At 63.7% G+C, this 21,659-nt stretch carries 19 protein-coding genes; 9 read left to right on the forward strand and 10 right to left on the reverse strand.

Annotation, left to right across the window (positions count from 1 at the left end; all coding sequences use genetic code 11):
- The first annotated feature begins 7 nt into the window (after positions 1-7).
- From fdhF to NKI32_RS10640, 7 genes are all read left to right on the forward strand, one after another.
- Positions 8-2,920 carry a formate dehydrogenase subunit alpha gene (gene fdhF / locus NKI32_RS10610; RefSeq protein ID WP_023673425.1) on the forward strand — a complete coding sequence of 971 codons (2,913 nt, stop codon included), beginning with the start codon at positions 8-10 and terminating at the stop codon, positions 2,918-2,920.
- A gap of 349 nt (positions 2,921-3,269) precedes the next feature.
- Positions 3,270-4,100 (forward strand): formate dehydrogenase accessory sulfurtransferase FdhD, encoded by an 831-nt coding sequence (fdhD, locus tag NKI32_RS10615; protein ID WP_353002581.1) that lies wholly within the window; start codon positions 3,270-3,272, stop codon positions 4,098-4,100.
- On the forward strand, positions 4,090-4,404 hold the full coding sequence (locus NKI32_RS10620) for a formate dehydrogenase subunit delta (RefSeq protein ID WP_353002582.1): 315 nt from the start codon (positions 4,090-4,092) through the stop codon (positions 4,402-4,404). Before fdhD ends, NKI32_RS10620 begins: the two co-directional genes overlap by 11 nt.
- Positions 4,405-4,538: 134 nt before the next feature.
- Positions 4,539-6,092 (forward strand): alpha/beta fold hydrolase, encoded by a 1,554-nt coding sequence (locus tag NKI32_RS10625; RefSeq protein ID WP_353002583.1) that lies wholly within the window; start codon positions 4,539-4,541, stop codon positions 6,090-6,092.
- A 110-nt stretch (positions 6,093-6,202) separates the two neighbouring features.
- Entirely contained in the window at positions 6,203-6,682 is a 480-nt protein-coding gene (locus NKI32_RS10630) for a carboxymuconolactone decarboxylase family protein (RefSeq protein ID WP_353002584.1), read from the forward strand.
- A 6-nt stretch (positions 6,683-6,688) separates the two neighbouring features.
- Positions 6,689-7,120 carry a nuclear transport factor 2 family protein gene (locus NKI32_RS10635; protein WP_353002585.1) on the forward strand — a complete coding sequence of 144 codons (432 nt, stop codon included), beginning with the start codon at positions 6,689-6,691 and terminating at the stop codon, positions 7,118-7,120.
- Between the two features lie 55 nt (positions 7,121-7,175).
- Positions 7,176-7,490 (forward strand): hypothetical protein, encoded by a 315-nt coding sequence (locus NKI32_RS10640; RefSeq protein ID WP_286489065.1) that lies wholly within the window; start codon positions 7,176-7,178, stop codon positions 7,488-7,490.
- 28 nt (positions 7,491-7,518) lie between these two features.
- Here NKI32_RS10640 and NKI32_RS10645 read toward each other — a convergent pair whose 3' ends face one another.
- From NKI32_RS10645 to NKI32_RS10685, 9 genes are all read right to left on the reverse strand, one after another.
- Positions 7,519-8,217 carry a hypothetical protein gene (locus NKI32_RS10645; protein WP_353002586.1) on the reverse strand — a complete coding sequence of 233 codons (699 nt, stop codon included), beginning with the start codon at positions 8,215-8,217 and terminating at the stop codon, positions 7,519-7,521.
- A 153-nt stretch (positions 8,218-8,370) separates the two neighbouring features.
- Complete coding sequence (locus tag NKI32_RS10650; protein ID WP_353002587.1) at positions 8,371-9,798, reverse strand: gamma-aminobutyraldehyde dehydrogenase; 1,428 nt, start codon at positions 9,796-9,798, stop codon at positions 8,371-8,373.
- A gap of 105 nt (positions 9,799-9,903) precedes the next feature.
- On the reverse strand, positions 9,904-10,719 hold the full coding sequence (locus NKI32_RS10655; protein WP_023819541.1) for an ABC transporter permease: 816 nt from the start codon (positions 10,717-10,719) through the stop codon (positions 9,904-9,906).
- Complete coding sequence (locus tag NKI32_RS10660) at positions 10,709-11,674, reverse strand: ABC transporter permease (RefSeq protein WP_353002588.1); 966 nt, start codon at positions 11,672-11,674, stop codon at positions 10,709-10,711. Before NKI32_RS10660 ends, NKI32_RS10655 begins: the two co-directional genes overlap by 11 nt.
- A gap of 223 nt (positions 11,675-11,897) precedes the next feature.
- Positions 11,898-12,896 carry an ABC transporter ATP-binding protein gene (locus tag NKI32_RS10665; RefSeq protein ID WP_353002589.1) on the reverse strand — a complete coding sequence of 333 codons (999 nt, stop codon included), beginning with the start codon at positions 12,894-12,896 and terminating at the stop codon, positions 11,898-11,900.
- Positions 12,897-13,105: 209 nt separating this feature from the next.
- Entirely contained in the window at positions 13,106-14,260 is a 1,155-nt protein-coding gene (locus NKI32_RS10670) for an ABC transporter substrate-binding protein (protein ID WP_023692632.1), read from the reverse strand.
- A 211-nt stretch (positions 14,261-14,471) separates the two neighbouring features.
- The gene (locus tag NKI32_RS10675) at positions 14,472-15,383 is read right to left on the reverse strand and encodes a LysR family transcriptional regulator (RefSeq protein ID WP_023673412.1); all 912 of its coding nucleotides are present in this window, start codon (positions 15,381-15,383) and stop codon (positions 14,472-14,474) included.
- A 79-nt stretch (positions 15,384-15,462) separates the two neighbouring features.
- Positions 15,463-16,074 (reverse strand): DedA family protein, encoded by a 612-nt coding sequence (locus NKI32_RS10680; RefSeq protein WP_023685101.1) that lies wholly within the window; start codon positions 16,072-16,074, stop codon positions 15,463-15,465.
- A 404-nt stretch (positions 16,075-16,478) separates the two neighbouring features.
- On the reverse strand, positions 16,479-17,243 hold the full coding sequence (locus tag NKI32_RS10685; protein WP_353002590.1) for a DeoR/GlpR family DNA-binding transcription regulator: 765 nt from the start codon (positions 17,241-17,243) through the stop codon (positions 16,479-16,481).
- Positions 17,244-17,663: 420 nt separating this feature from the next.
- Between NKI32_RS10685 and NKI32_RS10690 the strand changes: the two genes are divergently transcribed.
- Both NKI32_RS10690 and NKI32_RS10695 read left to right on the forward strand, forming a co-directional pair.
- Positions 17,664-18,548: a phosphotransferase gene (locus NKI32_RS10690; protein ID WP_353002591.1), complete on the forward strand. Its 885-nt coding sequence runs from the start codon at positions 17,664-17,666 to the stop codon at positions 18,546-18,548.
- Positions 18,545-20,998 (forward strand): GcvT family protein, encoded by a 2,454-nt coding sequence (locus NKI32_RS10695; RefSeq protein WP_353002592.1) that lies wholly within the window; start codon positions 18,545-18,547, stop codon positions 20,996-20,998. Before NKI32_RS10690 ends, NKI32_RS10695 begins: the two co-directional genes overlap by 4 nt.
- Before the next feature lie 12 nt (positions 20,999-21,010).
- On the opposite strand, the gene NKI32_RS10700 is transcribed toward NKI32_RS10695, so the two are convergent.
- Complete coding sequence (locus NKI32_RS10700; protein WP_023703533.1) at positions 21,011-21,643, reverse strand: class I SAM-dependent DNA methyltransferase; 633 nt, start codon at positions 21,641-21,643, stop codon at positions 21,011-21,013.
- Positions 21,644-21,659: the final 16 nt, after the last annotated feature.

The following is a 21,659-nucleotide window of genomic DNA, read 5'->3' on the forward strand; positions in this document are numbered from 1 at the left end:
CTGGCAGATGAATATCAAGGCCGACTTCCCGACACTCATCGAAGAACTCGATTACGGAACCCCGGAATCGAAGGCGCAAAAGCAGGTTACGCTGATCGTCGACGGCCGCAGCATCAGCGTGCCGGAGGGTACGTCGATCATGCGCGCGGCGATGGAAGGCGGGGTCGAGATCCCAAAACTCTGCGCTACCGACATGCTGGACTCGTTCGGCTCCTGCCGCGTCTGCCTGGTCGAGATCGACGGGCGCGGCGGCACGCCGGCATCCTGCACGACGCCCGTCGGCGAAGGCATGGTGGTGCGCACGCAATCCGAGCGGCTCGACGCCATCCGCCGCGGTGTCATGGAGCTTTACGTCTCCGACCACCCGACCGGCTGGAACGAGAAGGCCGGCACCGGCGCCAGCGAGTTCGACGTTGTGGCGAAATCGGTCGGCCTGACCGAGAACCGCTTCGGCATTGAGGGCCGCAACCACGTCAAGCAGGAAAACGGCGTCGCGCCCGGCCATGGCTCGCTGGCGGTCGACTACATCGCCCGCGACGAGTCCAACCCCTATTTCACCTATGATCCGGCGCAATGTATCGTCTGCTCGCGCTGCGTGCGGGCCTGCGAGGAGGTGCAGGGCACCTTCGCGCTGACGATCGAGGGCCGCGGTTTCGAATCGCGCATGGTCGCCGGCATGCACGAGGATTTCATCGCCTCCGAATGCGTGTCCTGCGGCGCCTGCGTGCAGGCCTGTCCGACCGATGCGCTGCGTGAAAAGACCGTGCTTGAGAAAGGCATGCCCGAGCGTTCCGCTGTCACCACCTGCGCCTATTGCGGCGTCGGCTGCTCGTTCAAGGCCGAAGTGAAGGACGACGAAGTCATTCGCATGATGCCCTACAAGGACGGCAAGGCGAACCACGGCCACTCCTGCGTGAAGGGCCGTTTCGCCTATGGCTATGCCACCCACAAGGACCGCATCCTGTCGCCTATGATCCGGGAAAAGGTCAGCGATCCCTGGCGCGAGGTGAGTTGGGAAGAGGCCATCGCCCATACGGCCAAGGAATTCCGCCGTATCCAGTATCAATACGGCCGCACCTCGATCGGCGGTATCACGTCCTCGCGCTGCACGAATGAAGAGACCTATCTCGTCCAGAAGCTGGTGCGCCAAGGCTTCCGCAACAACAATGTCGACACTTGCGCGCGCGTCTGCCACTCGCCGACCGGCTACGGCCTCGGCCAGACCTATGGCACCTCGGCCGGCACGCAGGATTTCGATTCCGTCGATTTCACCGATGTCGCCGTCATCATCGGCGCCAATCCGGCTTCCGCGCACCCGGTGTTCGCCTCGCGGCTGAAAAAGCGGCTGCGCCAGGGCGCCAAGCTGATCGTGCTCGATCCGCGCCGCACCGAAATGGTCAAGTCGGCGCATATCGAGGCCGACTATCACCTGCCGCTGAAGCCCGGCACCAACGTGGCGGTGCTGACGGCGCTGGCGCATGTCATCGTTACCGAAGGGCTTTTCGACGAAGCCTTCATCCGCGATCGCTGCGACTGGGCGGAGTTCCAGGATTGGGCTTCTTTCGTCGCCTTGCCGGAAAACAGCCCCGAAATCGTGGGCAAGCTGTCCGGCGTCGATCCCGAACTGATCCGAGGTGCTGCACGGCTCTATGCCAAGGGCGGCAATGGCGCGATTTATTACGGCCTCGGCGTGACCGAACACAGCCAGGGTTCGACCACGGTTATGGCTATCGCCAACCTTGCCATGGCGACCGGCAATATCGGCCGCCCGGGCGTCGGGGTGAATCCGCTGCGCGGCCAGAACAACGTGCAGGGTTCCTGCGACATGGGCTCGTTCCCGCATGAACTGCCGGGCTACCGCCACATCTCCGGCGAGGCGGTGCGCGACATCTATGAGACGTTGTGGGGGGTGAAGCTCGACGACGAACCGGGCCTGCGCATCCCCAACATGCTGGATGCCGCCGTCGACGGATCCTTCAAGGGCATCTACATCCAGGGCGAGGACATCCTGCAATCCGACCCTGATACCAAGCATGTCGCGGCCGGCCTGGCGGCGATGGAATGCGTCGTCGTGCACGACCTGTTCCTCAACGAGACAGCTAACTACGCGCATGTCTTCCTGCCGGGCTCGACCTTCCTGGAAAAGGACGGCACCTTCACCAATGCCGAGCGCCGCATCAACATGGTGCGCAAGGTGCTGGAGCCGAAGGCGCGCTATGCCGACTGGGAAGCGACACAGGAGCTTGCCCGCGCGATCGGGCTGGATTGGAACTACCAGCATCCCTCCGAAATCATGGACGAGATCGCCAAAACGACGCCAAGCTTCGCCGGCGTCTCTTTCGATCTGCTCGACCGTGTCGGATCGGTGCAATGGCCCTGCAACGAGAAGGCGCCGCTCGGCACGCCGATCATGCATATCGACGGCTTCGTGCGCGGCAAGGGCAAGTTCATCCGCACAGAATATGTGGCGACCGACGAGCGGACCGGGCCGCGTTTCCCGTTGCTGCTGACCACCGGTCGCATCCTCAGCCAGTACAATGTCGGTGCACAGACAAGGCGCACCGAAAACGTCATGTGGCACTCGGAGGACCGGCTGGAGATCCATCCGCACGATGCCGAGAACCGCGGCCTGCGCGATGGCGACTGGGTGCGGCTGACCAGCCGTTCGGGTGAGACGACGCTGCGTGCGCTGATCACCGACCGGGTGTCGCCAGGTGTGGTCTACACAACGTTCCACCATCCCGACACGCAGGCCAACGTCATCACCACCGACTTCTCGGACTGGGCGACCAACTGCCCGGAGTACAAGGTGACCGCGGTGCAGGTCGGCGCCTCCAACGGGCCTTCGGACTGGCAGCGCGATTATAACGAGCAGGCCGAGCAGAGCCGCCGCATCGCAAAGCTGGAAGCGGCGGAGTAGTCTTGCCACGGCGTTCGACAATAAGAGCTTCAATCTTGACGGTTGGTCGACCCCTACTCCGTCAGGAAGGACGCGAGCTTATGCCGCCTGGCGCCTTTCTTCTCCCTCCGGAGGGGGGAGAGGTGGCGCCGCGAAGCGGCGACGGAGTGGGGGAAGCCGGCCCCGCAACACGCAGCCGTCGAAAGTCGCGCACAACCCAAAGAGCAGGCAAACCGGCCTATCTGGCGAGCAGTCGACCCCCACTCCGTCAAGCTTCGCTTGACACCTCTCCCCCGGTCGACGGGGGAGAGGAAAGGCGCGAGCCTCCACAGCTACTGCTAAGGACGAACAGGGCAGAGGGGCGCGCCTCGTGACCCGCAAACGCCAAGCCACCACCCAAATCTCTCGCCTTGCCCACCGCGCCAGCGGCACGACATCGGCCAACCGCATGGTGCCGGAGGAGACGCCGGTGGCGTTCTCCTTTGCCGGCACCACCCATGCGGTGATGATGGCGAGCCCGGCCGATTTCGAGGATTTCGCGCTCGGCTTCTCGCTGACCGAAGGCATCATCGCGTTGCCTGACGAGATAGAGGCGATCGAGGTCGAGGACCATGGCGCCGGGATCGATATCCAGATCCGGTTGAAGGACCAGGCCAATACGCGCTTCGAAGCGCGGCGGCGGCGCTTGGCCGGACCGGTTGGCTGCGGGCTGTGCGGCATCGAATCCATCGAGGAAGCGATGCGCTCGGTCGACAAGGTTGGTGCGTCCAAGCTTACGCTTGAAGCCGACGACATCGTTCGCTCGGTGAGGCTGTTGTCGAAGGTGCAGCCGCTGCATTCGGAAACCGGCGCGGTGCATGCCGCGGGCTTCTACATTCCCGGCAAGGGCATCGTCATGGCGCGCGAGGATGTCGGACGCCACAATGCGCTGGACAAGCTGGCCGGCGCGCTGGCCAAGGCCGGCATTGACGGTGCATCGGGCGCGGTGGTGGTGACATCACGCGTCTCGGTGGAGATGGTGCAGAAAACGGCGGCGATCGGCTCCGCCTTCATCATCGCCGTGTCGGCGCCGACAGCCCTTGCCATCCGCACCGCCGATGAGGCCGGCATGACGCTGGTGGCGCTGGTGCGCGGCGACGATTTCGATGTTTTCACCCACCCGGAACGGGTGGTCTTGGGAGTTGCCCAGCATGTCGCATGACGAAGAACACAACACGAGCACCGGGGAAAAGCTGGTGCGCATGGCCAACCAGATCGCCGCCTTCTTCCATTCAAGGCCCCGCGAGGAAGGTGTGGCGGGCGTGGCCGAGCACATCAACAAGTTCTGGGAGCCCAGGATGCGCCGTCAGTTCTTCGAGATGCTGGACAGCGGCGGCGAAGGTTTTGACGAACTCGTCGTCGTGGCCTCGGCCAGGATCAAGCGGCCGAAGACCGAGGAGCAGGCCGATGTGAGCATCGGCTACGTCCAACCCACGGGTGCAGAGAGCGCCGCTCCACAGAAATAGCCTCCCCCAGAAATGGCGGGCGAACACGGTTCGCCGCGGGCTATATTCCTGTCTTCTAAAGTTTGGCTGCCGCATCCGCCGGGCGTCTGCTATGGTCGGCGATCAGAAATCGTCTGGCCGGGCGGGATAGCAACGTGAGGCCGATCGAGACGCGATATGCCCTCAGCGGCGACGTGCGGATCGCCTATCAGGTGGTCGGCCAGGGATCGTTCGACCTGGTTTTCGTGCCCGGCTTCATTTCCAATCTCGACCTGCATTGGGAAGACGAGGGCTACGCCAGGCTCTTGAAACGGCTCTCGGCGTTCTCGCGGCTGATCCTGTTCGACAAGCGCGGCACCGGCCTGTCCGACCGCGTCGACCCACGCCACCTGCCCAGCCTCGAAACCCGCATGGACGATGTGCGCGCGGTGATGGATGCCACCGGCAGCGGCCGCGCGGCCTTGCTCGGCGCTTCGGAAGGCGCGCCGATGGCTATGTTGTTTGCCGCCACCTATCCGGAACGGACACGAGCGCTGGCGCTCTATGGCGGTTATGCGCATTTCCACAAATGGGTGATGTCGCCGGAGCGCCTCGAGGCCTTCATCGCGACGGCCGGCACGGAATGGGGCACGGGCGCCACACTGCCCAACTTCGCTCCCGGCCGGGTAGATGATGCGCATTTCACCCAGTGGTGGGCCCGCTTCGAGCGGCTGTCGGCCAGTCCGACGGCAGCGGCAGCCCTTGCCCGGATGAATGCCGGAATCGATGTGCGCGGCGTGCTTTCGGCGATCGGCGCACCGACACTGCTCATTCATCGCCGCAACGACGCGCGGGTCGACCCGGACGCCAGCCGCTTCCTGGCGAAAGAGATCGCCAATGCGCGACTGGTCGAGGTCCCCGGGCGCGACCACCCGATCTGGACCGGCGATGTCGACCGGGTGGCCGACCTGATCGAGGAATTCCTGACCGGCGAGCGTGCCGTGGCCGAAGCGGAGCGCGTGCTTGCCGCTCTTCTGGCGACACGCATCTACGACACGGCGCGGGTTGGCGACCGCATGTGGAGCGAACGTAGCGAGCGCTTCCAGGAGAGCTGGCGGCAGCTGGTCGGCCGTCATGGCGGACGCGTCGCTGGCATCCGTGGCGAATTGATGATCTCGCGCTTCGACGGGCCGGCGCGGGCCATACGCTGCGCGGCGGCACTGCGCGATGCGGCGCAACATATGGGCATTGCAAGCGCCCAGGGCGCCCATGTCGGCGAGGTCGAAATGCGCGGGCCGCCGGTGGGGCTGATGGCACGGGTGACGATGCAGATCGCCGCCCATGCCGGGCGCGGCGATATTCTGGCGTCGCGGCTGGCCGCCGATCTGGCGGCGGGGTCCGGCCTGCATTTCATCGATGCCGGGCGTGTCACGGTGGATGAGCTGGACGAGCCGCTGGCGCTGGTCCAGGCGACGTCGGAACAGCACCTGGAGCCGGCCTGCCGCTCCAAGGCGAAACCCGCCGAGCCGGCTCAACTGACGGCGCGCGAAAGCGAGGTGGTTATCCTGATCGCCGACGGCAAGAGCAATGCCGCGATCGCCGCCGAGCTGAGGCTCAGCGAGCATACGGTCAAGCGTCATGTCGCCAACATATTGCTGAAGCTCGATTTGCCCTCACGGGCGGCGGCAGCGGCATTTTCCGCCAGGCAGGCTGGCCCGGACGGGCCATAGGGACCATGGCGCTTTCGGGCGAAGCGGCCAGGTGGGGTCGAGGCGTACCAATTCTCTCCATGCAGGCCAGGCGGATGTCGCCGGGAAAGGCACTGCGGATGGAGGATGCAATGCTGAAGTCAAACAGGTCGATCAAATCGTTGGTGATAGCGGCAGGCGTTGGCGCGCTGTTCACGATCGCTCCCGCCAGGGCCGAGGATGCCTCGGCGGCGGCGGCCTACAAGGACATCGAGGCGACGCTCGGCTCGGTGCCGGACATGTTCAAGACGCTGCCCGATGTCGCCGTTGCCGGCGCCTGGGCCGAGATCAAGGGCGTGCAGCTCAACCCCAAGACCGCGCTCGACGGCAAGACCAAGGAACTGCTGGGGCTGGCCGTCGCCTCGCAGATCCCCTGCCAGTACTGCATCTATTTCCATACCGAGGCCGCCAGGCTCAATGGCGCGACCGACGAGGAGATCAAGGAGGCGATCGCGATGGCGGCCATCGTTCGCCACTGGTCGACGATGCTCAACGGCAGCCAGGTCGATTTCGCGACCTTCAAACAGCAGACCGACGGCGTGTTCGCAGCCGTCAAAGCCAAGTCGCAGTGAAAGAAAATGCCGGGCGGTGCGCGCCGGGCAGTGCTTGATCATCAACCGCCCGATCGACGGGCCATGGAGGAAGAAATGCTGACAAAGACGCAAAGCGTGGACGGCGCGGCGATCAAGAAAGCGATCGAAGGACGGGACGGCAGGATGCTGGCGAGCTTCTATGCCGACGACGCGCTGGTGCGGGTGATCGACCGCAACAATCCGCCGAGCAAGCCGCGCGAGATCCGCGGCCGGGCGGCGATCAGCACCTTCTGGGACGACATCTGCAGCCGGGCGATGACCCACAAGGTCGACACCACCATCGCCGACGGCGACAATCTCGCCTTCACCCAGGCCTGCGTCTATCCGGACGGAACGAAAGTGTTCTGCGCGGCGATGCTGGAGCTGAAGAATGGGCGGATTGCACGACAGACGGTCGTGCAGGCTTGGGACGAGTAGTTGCACCGCGAAAAGATCAACCGCGGTTTGGGCCGCAAAACTGGAGGAGACAAAAATGTTCAGCGCCAGATGGCAGATCGACGCCAAGTTCGGGCACAAGCAGACCGTGCTCGACCTGTTGAAGAAATGGGAACGCGAGATCGGCTCTCAGGTCGGCATTGCCGATCTCGAGTTCCAGATCATGACCGGTTCGATCGGAGCTCGGGAAGCGACGGTCGAATCGCATCATCAGGTCGAAAGCCTTGCCCAGCTGGAGGGTTTCTTCGCCAGGATCGGCAAGATCGACGCCCACGCCAAATGGGGCAAGGAGATGGAGCCCTACGTCGTGTCGGGCACCAGCCTTTGGAACATCTATCGCATCGTGGAGTAGCGGTGGCGGGTGCATCGGTTTTCGGCCATCAGTTGCGGCGGCCGAAACTCGTCCGCTGCCCCGAGAACCGCCCTTCCCTGGCCAATCCGGCAGCCGCGACACGTGCTGGCTGATTGGGCAATGTGGCCTGCTTGGCCAGGGCCGCCGCTATCAAGGCGTCGGCCTGGCGCGCGCGCTGGTCCGCGCCGGCATCTCCGGCAGGGTTGCCCGCCACGGCGGAGGCCGACGGCCGCCGGCGGGGTTTGAAAGCAAGATAGAGAAGCAACGCGCCGAGCAGTCCAGCCCCAATGACGATCGTCAAACGCGTGCCGGTCATGCCGGTGCGTTCGATCTGGGTGGGGTTGGCTGGGTTCTGGACGACGGTGAGCTTGTCGCCGACCTGCGGTTCGCGGGCACCGTTCTTGTTCAGCTCCATCGTGGCCTCGACGGCGTCGGCGCCGGTGCCGACGCGCAAGGTGCCGGTGAATTTCTGGGTCACCTTCCACTCTTTGTCAGCATGAACCGTCTTGAACGCATCCACCAGTTCGCACGGGATCGTGGCGGTGCTGACGGTCTTGTAGACAATCTTGTGGGCGGTCGATTCCATGTCGCATTCGACATTGACCGCGAGGATTTCAGCAGGCGCCTCGGGCCAGCCGCTCTTCTTGATCATGTCCTTGCCGCCGAACACAGCGATCAGCAGACAGAAGCCGCCAATGAGTACCAGCTTGATCTTGGTCGTGTTCATGCGCAAACCCCTCGCCGCGCGGTTTCCCGGCAAGAGGCTGCTCGTTCAGGTTGAATATTCAGTAAATCGTGAACTCCCGCCGTACCGCAAAGGTAACTCACGCTTAATATACAGAAAACTCGGTGGCGAATATTTTAGAGATAGTGGCGGCCTCTACCCATGCGCCACCATCACATGACGAACGGCGGTATAATCCTCCAGCGCATAGAGAGACATGTCCTTGCCGTAGCCGGACTGCTTCAGCCCGCCATGCGGCATCTCGTTGGTCAGCATGAAATGGGTGTTGATCCAGGTGCAGCCATATTGCAGACGGGCGGCCGTCGCCATGGCGCGCGAGACGTTCTTGGTCCACACCGAGGATGCCAGGCCGTAGTCGCTGTCATTGGCCCAGTTCACGGCTTCATCGACTTCGGAGAAGCGGGTGATGGAGACGACCGGACCGAACACTTCGCGGCGCACGATCTCGTCTTCCTGCAGCGCGCCGGCAACCACCGTCGGCTGGTAATAGAAGCCGGAGCCTTCGCCTGGCTTGCCGCCGGTGGTGATCTCGATGTGCTTCAGTTCCGAAGCGCGCTCGACGAAGCTCGAGACGCGATCGCGCTGGCGGCGCGAGATCAGCGGCCCGATCTCGTTTTCGGTGTCGTCGGGCTGGTTGTATTTGATGGTCGAGACGGCAGATGAGAGATCGGCGACGAGCTTGTCGTAGATCTTCTTGCCGGCATAGATGCGGCAGGCGGCTGTACAATCCTGCCCGGCATTGTAGTAGCCGAAAGCGCGCAGGCCGTTGACCACGGCGCCGAGGTCGGCGTCGTCGAAAACGATGACCGGCGCCTTGCCGCCGAGTTCCAGATGCGTGCGCTTGACCGACTTGGCGGCGGCCTGCAGCACCTTCTTGCCTGTGGCGACGTCGCCGGTGATCGAAATCATGTTGACCTTGGCGTGATTAATCAGCGTGTTGCCGACGCTGTCGCCGCGGCCGAGCACGACATTGACGACGCCCTCGGGCAGCACCTCGGCCAGGATCCTGGCCAGCTTCAACGCCGTCAGCGGCGTCTGCTCCGACGGCTTGAAGACGACGGTGTTGCCGCCGGCAATGGCCGGCGCCAGCTTCCAGGCCATCATCATCAGTGGATAGTTCCACGGCGCGATGGAAGCGACAATGCCGATCGGATCGCGCCGCACCATCGAGGTGTGGCCGGGAATGTATTCGCCGGCGACCACGCCCGGCATCGAACGCACAGCGCCGGCAAAGAAACGATAGCAGTCGACGATCGCCGGGATCTCGTCATTGAGCACGGCGTTGATCGGCTTGCCGCAATTCAGCGCCTCGAGCGCCGCGAACTCCCGCGCGTTGGCCTCGATGCGGTCGGCGATCTTGAGAAGATAGCCGGAGCGCTGCGCCGGCGGTGTGCGTGACCACAAGACGAATGCTCGCCCGGCGGCAGTAACAGCCGCCTCGATCTGCGCCTGGTTTGCTTCAGGCAGGTTGAGAATGGTCGCCCCGGTCTTTGGATTCAGAATCGGCTCCTCGGTCTCGGTGCCGTTCTCGAATTTCGAGCCGATCAGCATCTGGGTGTCCATGCAGGTTCTCCTCGGTCAGGAGCGAGTAGCGAATAGCGAGTAGCGAATAGGGCTGGTCGTGCAATCTCCCCTATTCGCTATTCGCTACTCCCTATTCGCTGTTCTTCATTTGCCCGAACCGGCGATCTGGTCGCCGTCGCGGGTCAGGTAATAGGCGGCAAGGATGGGCAGCAGCGTCACCAGCACCACGACCATGGCGACGACATTGGTGACCGGACGCTGGCGTGGGCGGATCAGCTCTTCCAGCATCCAGATCGGCACGGTCTGCTGCTGGCCGGCGGTGAAGGTGGTGACGATGACCTCGTCGAAGGAGAGCGCGAAGGCGAGCATCCCCCCGGCAAGCAGAGCGGTGGCGATGTTGGGCAGCACGACGTGCCGGAAGGTCTGGAAGCCGTCGGCGCCGAGATCCATCGAGGCCTCGATCATTGAGCCGGAAGTGCGGCGGAAACGGGCGACCGCATTGTTGTAGACGACGACAACGCAGAAGGTGGCGTGGCCGAGCACGATCGTCCAGAACGAGAACGGGATGTCGGCTAGCGAGAAGGCCGAGCGCAACGCGATGCCGGTGATGATGCCGGGCAGCGCGATCGGCAGGATGACGAGCAGCGAGATCGTCTCGCGGCCGAAGAATTTCGTCCGTGACACGGCGGCGGCGCACAGCGTGCCCAGCATCAAGGCAATCGCGGTCGAGATGGCGGCGACACGGACCGAAAGCGACAGCGCCTGCCAGACATCCGGCCGGTTCCAGGTGACGGCGAACCATTGTGTGGTCAGCCCCGGCGGCGGCCAGACGAAGCTCTTCTCTTCCGTGGTGAAGGCGTAGACGAAGATCAACAAGATCGGCAGATGCAGGAACAGCAGGCCGCAGGCGGCAGCGATCTTGAGGCCGAGCGGAGCGGATTGCGAACCGTCAGAGCGCATCGAAGGCCCCCATGCGCTTGGCGCCCCAGAGATAGAAACCCATGATGACGATGGGCACGACGGTGAAGGCGGCGGCGAGCGGGATGTTGCCGGCTGTGCCCTGCTGCGAATAGACGGCCTGGCCGATAAACAGCCGCGACGTGCCGATGATCTGCGGGATGATGTAGTCGCCCAGCGTCAGCGAGAAGGTGAAGATCGAGCCGGCGACGATGCCGGGCAGCGCCAGCGGGAACAGCACGTTGCGGAAGGTCTGGCCCGGCGACGCGCCGAGATCGGAGGACGCCTCGACCAGATTGCCGGGCACGCGCTCCAATGCCGCCTGCACCGGCAGGATCATGAAGGGCAGCCAGACATAGACGAAGGCGATGAAGGTTCCGGTGGCGGAGACCGACAGGGAATTGCCGCCGACGACCGGCAGCGACAGCAAGCCATCGAGCATCCAAAGCAGATGCAATTTGGCCAGCAGCCAGGTCAGAATGCCTTCCTTGGCGAGGATCAACTTCCAAGCGTAGATCTTGACGAGGTAGCTCGACCACAGCGGCAGCATGATTCCGAGATAAAACAGCGCCTTCCACCGGCCGCGGGCATAGCGCGCCGCGTAATAGGCGATCGGGAAGGCGATGACGGCGGAGGCCAGCGTGACCAGAACCGCCATCGTCACCGTGCGCAGGATGATGTCGAGATTGGCGGGCTGGAACAGGTCGCCATAGGTCTTCAGCGTGAACTCATGGTTGATGAGGCCGGAAAATTCGTCGATCGAGAAGAAACTCTGTGCCAAGAGCGCGGACAGCGAACCGATATAGACGACGCCGAGCCACAGCACCGGCGGCGCCAACATGAGGAACAGCAGGAGTTGCGGCTTGCGCCAGAACAGGTCGGACAGCGCACCGCGCACGCCGCCGCTGCCGGGCAGGATGGCGGGGGCGGAGGTTGAGTTGAGCGCGGCGATGGTCATGGGGCGACCGCGGTGATTGGATCAATGGCGGAAAGGCCTCGTTCCGTCACACCCCCCTCTGTCCTGCCGGACATCTCCCCCTCAAGGGGGGAGATCAGCAGCTTGTCAGCCCTGCCAGTTCTGAACTGCTGAACAATGGAGAAAGCGGAAGGAACAGCCAATCTCCCCCCTTGAGGGGGAGATGTCCGGCAGGACAGAGGGGGGTGCTTCGCGCCAACCTCAATCATGCCGGCTCGTCCATCAGATGCAGGTGCTCGCGATTAAACGTCAGCACCACCGCTTCGCCTTCCGCCGGCAGTTTCGTGCCGGCCGGCACGATGGCATGCAGCCTCAGGCCATCAGCGTTCAACGCCAGTTTTGTGGTAGCGCCGAGATAGTTGGTTCCGACCAGGCGCGCGGCAACCTCTTCGCCTTTCGCAATGCTGCCGATGCGGATGGATTCGGGACGCAGGCTGCCCCAGCGGTGCTCACCGGAATAGCGGTGGACGAAATCCGGCGGCAACACATTGGAGGAGCCGACGAAATCGGCGACGAAGCGTGTCCTGGGCCGCTGGTAGATGTCTTCCGGCGTGCCGATCTGCATGATCTTGCCGTCATTGAAGACGGCAACGCGGTCGGCCATCGACAGCGCTTCGCCCTGATCATGGGTGACGAAGACGAAGGTGATGCCGAGCGCCTTCTGCAGCGACTTCAGCTCTTCCTGCATGTTTTCACGCAGCTTGAGGTCGAGTGCGCCGAGCGGCTCGTCGAGCAAAAGCACCTTGGGCTGGTTGACCAGCGCACGGGCCAGTGCAACGCGCTGGCGTTGGCCGCCGGAGAGCTGGCCGGGATGGCGGGCGCCATAGCCCGGCAGGCGCACCAGCGACAGCGCTTCTTCCGCCGCCTTCTGTCGTTGCTGCTTGGCGATGCCCTTGACCATCAGCCCGTAGGCGACATTGTCGAGCACGTTCAAATGCGGAAACAGCGCGTAGTCCTGGAACACGGTGTTGACGTTGCGGCGGTAGGGCGGCACGCCCTCGGCGCGTTCGCCGAAGATCGAGATCGAGCCCGATGTCGGCTGCTCGAAGCCGGCGATAAGGCGCAGGCAGGTCGTCTTGCCGGAGCCGGAGGGGCCGAGCATGGCGAAGAACTCGCCCGGCACGATATCGAGATCGACCGCATCGACGGCGCGCACGCTGCCGAAATGGCGAGAGACTTTCTGGAAGGAAACGGCCGATGTCATGGGCTGTCCGTCTGTTGCCGGTTTGTGGTTCGTCGAAATAGCTCTTGCCGCCACCAATCAGGCCAGCGGGCACGGCACTTCACCTCCCCCTCGATGGGGGAGGTCGCTGCGAAGCCGCGGGTGGGGGTGACTAGCACCGGACGTCAGCGCTGCCCCCCACCCCGACGCTGCGCTTCGACCCTCCCCACAAGGGGGAGGGTTAAGGGAGCTCAACGCCCGCCGATGACGCCGATATAGTCGGACACCCAGCGGTAGTAGGGCACGCACTGGTCGTTCTGGGTGGCGCACTTCGAGACCGGCGTCTTCCAGAACTTGATCTTGTCGAAGTTCTCGTAGCCGTTGGTCTTGCAGCCTTCCTCGCCGAGCAGCTCGTTGCCCTTGCAGGCAGCGGGCACCACGGGGAGCGAGCCGAACCAGGCCGAGACATCGCCTTGCACCTTGGGCGACAGCGAATGCTCAAGCCACATATAGGCGCAGTTGGGATGCGCGGCGTCGGCCTCCATCATGGTGGTGTCGGCCCAGCCGGTGACGCCTTCTTCCGGCACGGTCGAGGCGACCGGCTTCTTGGCGGCAACCAGCGTGTTGACCTGGTAAGGCCACGAACCGGAAGCGACGACGCCTTCGTTCTGGAAATCGTCGACCTGGATGGCGGCGTCATGCCAGTAGCGGCCGACCAGCGTCCGCTGAACACGCAGCAGCTCGAGCGCTGCCTTGTACTGGTCTTCGTTCAGTTCGTACGGGTCCTTGATGCCGAGTTCCGGCTTGTGGAACATCAAATAGTTGGCGGCGTCGGCGATGTGGATCGGACCGTCATAGGCCTGGACGCGGCCCTTGTTGGACTTGCCGTCCGGCAGGTTCATTTCCTCGAAGACGACGTTCCAGCTCTTGGGCGCTTCCTTGAAGACATCGGTGTTGTACATCAAGATGTTCGGGCCCCACTGATAGGGAACGCCGTAATGCACCTTGTCGACGGTGAACCAGGGCGCATCCTTCAGACGGTCGTCTACCGCCTTCCAGCTCGGGATGAGATCGGTGTTGATCGGCTGCACGCGCTTGCCGGCAACGAGGCGCAGCGATGCGTCACCCGAAGCGGTGACTAGATCGAACCCACCCTCATTCATCAGCGAGACCATCTCGTCGGAGGTGTTCGCGGTCTTGACGTTGACCTTGCAGCCGCTCTCCTTCTCGAAGGAGGTCACCCAGTCATAGCCCTTGTCGGTTTCGCCGCGCTCGATGTACCCCGGCCAGGCAACGATGCTGACCTCGCCTTCGCCCTTGCCAAGTTCCTTGACCTGGGCGACAGCCTGACCGGAAAAGGTCAGCGCGACCGTCAAGGCGGTGCACGTCTTCAGGAATGAATTCATCGTCAATCTCCCATTTTGGCGCCTGACTGCGAAGCGAGTCGCCGCCGCGGTCAGCCGCAGGCTGAAAAGCGTCAGTTCATCCGATGGCACGTTGCCGCTCTGATGGCGGCTTTCGTCCCTGGCATGAAAAGTGCTCGGAAAATTCCGGTTTCGCAAATTCATTTATCAGAAACGCGATATCGGTTTTTCCGATAGATAACCACGCAACCTATCAACGCTGCTGGCGTACCATACGCTGCGACTGGGCAAGGCCGATGAAGTCGCGCGACGCCTGCGGCAGACCGGAGCCGCGGCGCCAGACCATGCCGACCTGGACGACCGGCAGGGAACCCGAAATGTCGCGCGATTCGATGCGGTCGCCTTCCAGCGACCACGGCCGGTAGACTAGGTCGGGCAGCAACGCCACGCCCGCACCTGTGGCGACGAGGCTGCGAACGGCTTCGACCGAGCGGGTGCGAAAGGCGACATGCGGCCTGGCGCCGATCGCCGCCAGAAGCTTGCCGGTGTTCTCCTCGATCTCGTCGACGGTAAGCATGATCAGCGGCTCGCCGGCAATGTCGCCTATGCCGATAATGTCGGCGCTGGCCAGCTTGTGGCCGAGCGGGACCCACAGCCGGTAGGCCGAGACCTCGAGGATTTCCGACTGCAGCGCGGTGCGGTCGCGCAAATTGGAGGTGACCATGACGGCAATGTCGAGCTTGCCGCCGATCAGCAGATGCTCGAGATAGTCGCCATTGTCCTCGATAGCCGAGACATCAACGCCGGGATAGGCGCGGCGATAGCGCGCCAGAAGATCGGAAAGCACATAGCCGGCGACCAGCGAGGTGACGCCGAGCTGCAGGCGCCCGCCGGCCACCACCTGGTCGTCGGAGAAAGCGCGGCGCGCATCGGAGACGTCGGCCAGGATCTTGGTCGCATGGCGCAGGAACTGGTGGCCTTTGTGAGTAATGTTGAGGCCACGTGGGTGGCGCTCGAACAATTCGACGCCGAGATCGCTCTCCAGCTCCTTGATCGCCTCGGTGACCGAGGATTGCGAGATGGAGAGGTTTTGTGCCGCGCCCGACACCGTGCCTTGCTCGGCGACGGCAATGAAGAACTGCAGCTGACGGATGGTGAAAGCCATGGCCGGACTAAACACCGGCGCGACGGGGAAGGAAAGCCGAAGGCGGGCCTTTTACCCGTAGGGCTTGAGGCGCCTCCTGTCAGCCGAAGCCGAGGCGCCGCCGGCAGGCAGGACCGTAGCGAAGCGCGAGCATAAAAGCCGTCTCCAGCGCCAAAACGATGACGATGATGCGAAAGCCGATGGCATAGGAATCCCGGCCGCTGCCGCGCATAAGGTAGCCGGTGACGAGGAAGCCGGTGTTCCATAGCGTGGCGCCGAGCAGCGTCGCCGCCGCGAAGGGCAAGAGTGGCAGACGGAGCGCGCCGGCCGCGATCGGCAGATAGTTGCGAACCGTCGGGATGAACTGCGCCAGCAAGGAGACCCGGACATGATGGCGGCGATAGGCCTGACCAAGCTTGCTGTAGGTCGCATAGCGCAAGCAGACATATTTGCCGAAACGCTCGACCAGCCTGTCGGCACGATCCAATCCAATCCTACGGCCCACACTATACCAGACAAGGCAGCCTGTGATGGCGGACAGCGTCGTCACCAGGAGCAGAATCGCCAGCGCCAGGAGATCGGAGGCTGCCGTCATGCCGAGGAACAGCAGCAGCACATGCGAGGGCGGCAGCGGCAGGATCTTTTCTGTGAAGGCGAGGCAGGCGACGCCGAGCAGGCCGAAGCCCAGGATCGCCGACAGTGGATCAGTCATGCGAAGCGCCAGTCATAGGTTTTGAGGTTCTTGATCCTGGACACCTTATACACCGTCATACACCGTCGCCGGCGGAAAGTTGCGGAATGTCCGGCCAAGCCGGGTCCGCTTCCAGGTCGGAGCGCGCAAGCGTCCAGGCCATGAGGAAAGACAAGGCATCGTTTGCAGCATGGTGACCTCATTGCTGATGCGGGCAATTCGCCCGGCCCGCATTTCGACGAGGCGCTGTTTGCGGCTGCCAAGTTGCATGGACATTGCGAAGAGCCGGATGATTGAAAAACAATTTTTCACCAGAACGACATCTTATGCGGCCGGCGACGCGGACGCATGATGCACAACATCGCCTTCGCGGTATCGGGTGGCGGCATGGCCGGGATCGCGGCGCGCCAGTCGCTGGTGTTTGGCTAGGCCGCAGCGATGCTGAGGCGCGCTCCAGCCTCGGCAAGTGCCGAGGCAATGTCGCGCGGCGGCGCCTGGTCGGTGGCGAGTTCGGAAAAACCGTCGAAGCCGCAGACCTGGACCAGACCCTGGCGACCGAACTTGGTGTGGTCGGTGATGACCAGCGAGCGCTGGCCGCGCGACAGCACCATGCGGGCGAACTCCGCCTCTTCCAGATCGTAGTCGGCAAGGCCTGCGGCGGCATCGACGGCGCCGATCGAAATCACCGCATGGCTGACCGAGAAGCGGCTGACGAAATCGATCGCCGAGGCGCCGAAGGCGGCCCCGGAATCGCTGCGCAATTCGCCCCCGGCCATATAGACCTTGTTGCCGTTGACGGTGGCCAGCGTGCGGGCGATATCGGACGAGTTGGTGACGACCGTCAGCCGCCGGTGGCCGAGCAGTTCGCGGGCCAGGAACGAGGTCGTGGTGCCGGTGTCCAGCATGACCGATTCACCGTCGCGAATGGTGGCAGCGACCATGCGGGCGATCAGCCGCTTGGCCTCGGCATTGTCGCGCATGCGCCGCTCGAAGGGCGCTTCGCCGGCCATCGACGGCAGGCCGATGGCGCCATGCATCTTGAGCACCGAGCCATTGCCGGTCAGTGGCTTGACATCCCGGCGCACCGTTTCAAGCGAAACCCCCAGCCGGTCGGCGAGGCTGGCAATGGTGACGGTGCCCTCTTCCTTGAGGAGGCGGAGGATTTCGCCATGCCGTTTCGAATGGATCATCTGGCTTCCTGAATTTGCGGCCTGCCCGGTTTTAAGGCAATGCCGCCGTTTTTAAAGGAATTGCTCGTGGTTTCGGGCAAAACACCCAAAAAAAGTCACAACATTTCATTGACAGTTAGGTAGCACTGGCGTGACATTGACGGCGTGACAGCTTCGGAACTGCCACGGGAGGGTGATGGCAGAGCCGCAATTCACGGACCGGACCGTCTGGCCAGACCGTCTGGGTTTGAACTGGCACAAAAGTTTCTCAAATCCGCGGGGGCGGAGACCGGGTATCAAAACCTGGCCAGAGGGGCTCGTCGGTGCGGCGCGGGATAGGAGTTCCTGCGTCCCGCACCGACGAGATTTTTTGCGTTTCCCAACGCTCGTTGCGCGGCGCATGGCGCCCAGGAAAGCTCCGCAAAAGTCAGGGATGGCCCCGTGACTGCTGAAGACCGCATCCGGGCCTTGCCTTGCTGGAATGGCAGCATCGACATTGCGCCGCTGCCGGGCGGCCTCAGCAACGCCAACTATCTGGTCAAGGACGCGGCCGGGCGGCATGTCGTGCGCTTCGGCCAGGACTATCCATTTCACCACGTCTTTCGCGACCGCGAGGTGATGACGGCCCGCGCGGCGCACGCCGCAGGCTTCGCGCCGGCGGTCCACCATTCCGAACCCGGCATCATGGTCACGGAATTTCTCGGCGCGAAAACCTATGTTGCCGAGGACGTGCGCGCCAATATCGGCCGCGTCGCGGCCCTTATGCGCGGGTTCCATCGCGAGATGCCCAATCACATCTCCGGCGCCGGCTTCATGTTCTGGGTCTTCCATGTCATCCGCGACTATGCGCGAACGCTGAGCGAAGGCGGCAGCCGCAAGCGCGACGAACTGCCCAGGCTGCTGGCTCTGGCCGACGAGTTGGAGCGGGCGCAGAAGCTGCTGCCGATCGTGTTCGGCCATAATGATCTTTTGCCGGCAAATATTCTCGACGATGGCTACAGGTTGTGGCTCATCGATTTCGAATATGCCGGTTTCAACACCGCGATGTTCGATCTTGCCGGCGTTGCCTCCAACGCCGAGATGAGCGACGCGGAGTCCTTCACTTTCCTCACGGCGTATTTCATGCGCGAGCCGGATGAGGCGATCCGCCGCTCGCACGCGGCCATGCAATGCGCCTCGCTGCTGCGCGAGGCGATGTGGAGCATGGTTTCCGAACTTTACCTCGACGCGCCCGGCATCGACTACGTCGCCTACACCGCGGAGAACCTGACGCGGCTCGACGGGGCGCTGGACAATTACCGCACGAAGTACGGGACACAGTCATGACATTGCCTACACATGCCGGCATCGTCGTCATCGGCGGCGGCATTATCGGCTGTTCGACGGCCTATCACCTGGCACGCGACCACAAGGCCGATGTCGTGCTGCTGGAACAGGGGAAGCTGACCTCGGGTTCGACCTGGCACGCGGCCGGGCTGGTCGGCCAGCTGCGCTCGTCCGCCTCGATCACCCGCGTGCTCAAATATTCGGTCGAGCTCTACAAGGGGCTGGAAGCCGAAACCGGGCTCGCTACCGGCTGGAAGATGACCGGGTGCCTCAGGCTTGCGACCAATGCCGACCGCTGGACCGAATATAAACGGCTGGCGACGACGGCCAGGAGCTTCGGCATGGACATGCAGTTGCTGTCGCCGGGGGAGGTCAAAAAGATGTGGCCGCTGCTGGAGACCGGCGACCTCGTCGGCGCCTCCTGGCTGCCGACCGATGGGCAGGCCAGCCCCTCCGACATCACGCAGTCGCTGGCCAAGGGCGCGCGCATGCATGGCGCCAAGCTGTTCGAGGACGTCCGCGTTACCGGCTTTGACATGACGGACGGGCACATCACCGCGGTGAAGACCAACAAGGGCGACATTGCTTGCGACAAGGTGGTGAACTGCGCCGGGCAATGGTCACGCCAGGTCGGCGCGATGGCCGGCATTTGCGTGCCGCTGCAACCGGTCAAGCACCAGTACATCATCACCGAGAAGATCGACGGGCTGGCGACCGACGCGCCGACAATCCGCGATCCCGACCGCCGCACCTATTTCAAGGAAGAGGTCGGCGGGCTGGTGATGGGCGGCTATGAGCCGAACCCGCAGGCCTGGGCGACCGGCCTGCCCGGCGGCGATGTCCCCGATGACTGGGAGTTCCGCCTGTTCGACGACGACTACGATCATTTCGAACAGCATATGAGCCAGGCGATCGCGCGCGTGCCGGCGCTGGAGACGGTCGGCGTCAAGCAGATGATCAACGGGCCGGAGAGTTTTACGCCGGACGGCAATTTCATCCTCGGTGTCGCGTCCGAATGCGCCAACATGTTCGTCGGCGCCGGCTTCAACGCCTTCGGCATCGCTTCCGGCGGCGGCGCCGGCTGGGTGCTGGCGCAATGGGTTGTCGATGGTGAAGCGCCGCTCGACCTTTGGGTGGTCGACATCAGGCGCTTTTCCAATTTGCACCGCGACCGGCAATGGGTCAGCGATCGCACGCTGGAAGCCTATGGCAAGCATTACACGATCGGCTTTCCGCATGAGGAGTATTTGTCGGGCCGGCCGCGCATCGTCTCGCCGCTCTACGAGCGGCTGAAAGCGCACCGCGCGGTGTTCGGCTCCAAGCTCGGCTGGGAACGGCCGAACTGGTTCGCGCCGCAGGGCGCCACATCCGAAGACATTTATTCCATGGGCCGGCAGAACTGGTTTGGCCCGGTCGGCGAGGAGCATCGCCATGTGCGCGAGAAAGTCGGCATCTTCGACCAGTCGTCCTTCGCCAAATACGAAATGACGGGTTCGGATGCGGCTAAGGCGCTGGACTGGATCTGCGCCAACGATGTCGCCAAGCCGGTGGGACGGCTGACCTACACGCAGCTTCTCAACACGCGCGGCGGCATCGAGGCCGATTTGACGGTGGCCAGGCTCGCCGAAGACAAATTCTACATCGTGACCGGCACCGGCTTCCGCACGCATGATCTCTCCTGGATCGCCGACCATGTCGGCAAGGGCCTCGACGTGACGCTGAAAGATGTCACCGAGGATTTCGGCACGCTCTCACTGATGGGACCGCGGGCCCGCGACGTTCTGGCTGCCGTGACCGATGCCGATGTCTCGAACGCCGCCTTCCCGTTCGGCCATATCCGCGAGATCACGACTGCCGGCCATACGGTTCGGGCGCTGCGCGTCACCTATGTCGGCGAGCTTGGTTGGGAATTGCATGTGCCGATCGCCGCCACCGGCGAGATTTTCGACACGCTGATGGCGGCAGGCAAGCCGCACGGCATCCGGCCGATCGGCTACCGGGCGCTGGAATCACTTCGGCTGGAGAAAGGCTACCGCGCCTGGGGCTCCGACATCACCCCCAACGACACGCCTCAGGAGGCCGGCCTCGGCTGGGCGGTGAAGCTGAGGAAGAACACCGATTTCGTCGGCCGGCGGGCGCTCGAAAAGATCAGCGGCGCCGACCTGAAGAAACGCTTTGCCGGCTTCACGGTCGACGATCCCGATATCGTGCTGGTCGGGCGCGAGACGATTTTGCGCAATGGCGAACCGGTCGGCTATCTCACCAGCGGCGGTTATGGCTACACGCTGGCTAAGAACATCGGCTATGGCTATGTCCGCAACGCCGATGGCGTCAGCGACGATTTTCTCAGCTCAGGGGACTATGAGCTGGTGGTCGCGATGGAACGGACGCCGGCCAACATTCATCTCGAACCGATGTACGATTCTTCGATGAGCAGGATCAAGGCGTAGACGAAACCTGGATTAGCTCACACGGAGTACAAGGCCGCGGCTGGGCACGGTGTCAGCCTCGCCCGGCATCGAAACATAAGGCGCAGTCTCCTCGGCACGAACGACCCTGACCTCAGCCTCGAGCGCAGCGATGCGATCGGCAAAGCCGGCGTTCCACAGCGTGTTCTTGATGGTCAGCACGATGACGCCACCGGGACGGCAGACGCGGATCAGTTCGTCCAGCCCCTCGGCGCCGACATGGCCGGAGGTGAAAACGCCGGCCGAGACGATGCCGGCATAGGCATTGTCGGCAAAGGGCAGTGGCCCGCCGAGCGCCAGGCAATGCAGCGCCGAATAGACGCCCTTTGCCGCCGCTTTAGACAGCATGCCTTGCGAAATATCGAGCGCTTCGACCTGGGGATAGCCGGTGATGGCCAGCCACTCGCCGATCAGCCCGGTGCCGGCGCCGGCGTCGAGAAGCGGTGCGGCGCCGCGCGGCAGATGGCGGGCCAGCAGGGCCAGGCAGATCGTCGGATGGCGGTAGCCGGCGGCCGACATGTCGGCATCGTAGGTTTCCGACCAACTGTCATAGATCGCGGCGACGTCCTCGGGCCGTTGCGCCGAATAGGCGGCGCCAAGCCCGCCATGATCCTTGTTGCCCGCCATGGCTGTTTCTCCGCCA

This window comes from Mesorhizobium sp. M0761 (assembly GCF_040320205.1).
Lineage (GTDB): Bacteria > Pseudomonadota > Alphaproteobacteria > Rhizobiales > Rhizobiaceae > Mesorhizobium.

Excerpts from the sequence above, each read along its gene's own strand:
- fdhF (WP_023673425.1), top strand. The coding sequence starts at position 8 with ATGAATATCAAGGCCGACTTCCCGACACTCATCGAAGAACTCGATTAC.
- NKI32_RS10620 (WP_353002582.1), top strand. The coding sequence starts at position 4,090 with ATGTCGCATGACGAAGAACACAACACGAGCACCGGGGAAAAGCTGGTG.
- NKI32_RS10630 (WP_353002584.1), top strand. The coding sequence starts at position 6,203 with ATGCTGAAGTCAAACAGGTCGATCAAATCGTTGGTGATAGCGGCAGGC.
- NKI32_RS10635 (WP_353002585.1), top strand. The coding sequence starts at position 6,689 with ATGCCGGGCGGTGCGCGCCGGGCAGTGCTTGATCATCAACCGCCCGAT.
- NKI32_RS10640 (WP_286489065.1), top strand. The coding sequence starts at position 7,176 with ATGTTCAGCGCCAGATGGCAGATCGACGCCAAGTTCGGGCACAAGCAG.
- NKI32_RS10645 (WP_353002586.1), bottom strand. The coding sequence starts at position 8,217 with ATGAACACGACCAAGATCAAGCTGGTACTCATTGGCGGCTTCTGTCTG.
- NKI32_RS10650 (WP_353002587.1), bottom strand. The coding sequence starts at position 9,798 with ATGGACACCCAGATGCTGATCGGCTCGAAATTCGAGAACGGCACCGAG.
- NKI32_RS10655 (WP_023819541.1), bottom strand. The coding sequence starts at position 10,719 with ATGCGCTCTGACGGTTCGCAATCCGCTCCGCTCGGCCTCAAGATCGCT.
- NKI32_RS10660 (WP_353002588.1), bottom strand. The coding sequence starts at position 11,674 with ATGACCATCGCCGCGCTCAACTCAACCTCCGCCCCCGCCATCCTGCCC.
- NKI32_RS10665 (WP_353002589.1), bottom strand. The coding sequence starts at position 12,896 with ATGACATCGGCCGTTTCCTTCCAGAAAGTCTCTCGCCATTTCGGCAGC.
- NKI32_RS10670 (WP_023692632.1), bottom strand. The coding sequence starts at position 14,260 with ATGAATTCATTCCTGAAGACGTGCACCGCCTTGACGGTCGCGCTGACC.
- NKI32_RS10675 (WP_023673412.1), bottom strand. The coding sequence starts at position 15,383 with ATGGCTTTCACCATCCGTCAGCTGCAGTTCTTCATTGCCGTCGCCGAG.
- NKI32_RS10680 (WP_023685101.1), bottom strand. The coding sequence starts at position 16,074 with ATGACTGATCCACTGTCGGCGATCCTGGGCTTCGGCCTGCTCGGCGTC.
- NKI32_RS10685 (WP_353002590.1), bottom strand. The coding sequence starts at position 17,243 with ATGATCCATTCGAAACGGCATGGCGAAATCCTCCGCCTCCTCAAGGAA.
- NKI32_RS10695 (WP_353002592.1), top strand. The coding sequence starts at position 18,545 with ATGACATTGCCTACACATGCCGGCATCGTCGTCATCGGCGGCGGCATT.
- NKI32_RS10700 (WP_023703533.1), bottom strand. The coding sequence starts at position 21,643 with ATGGCGGGCAACAAGGATCATGGCGGGCTTGGCGCCGCCTATTCGGCG.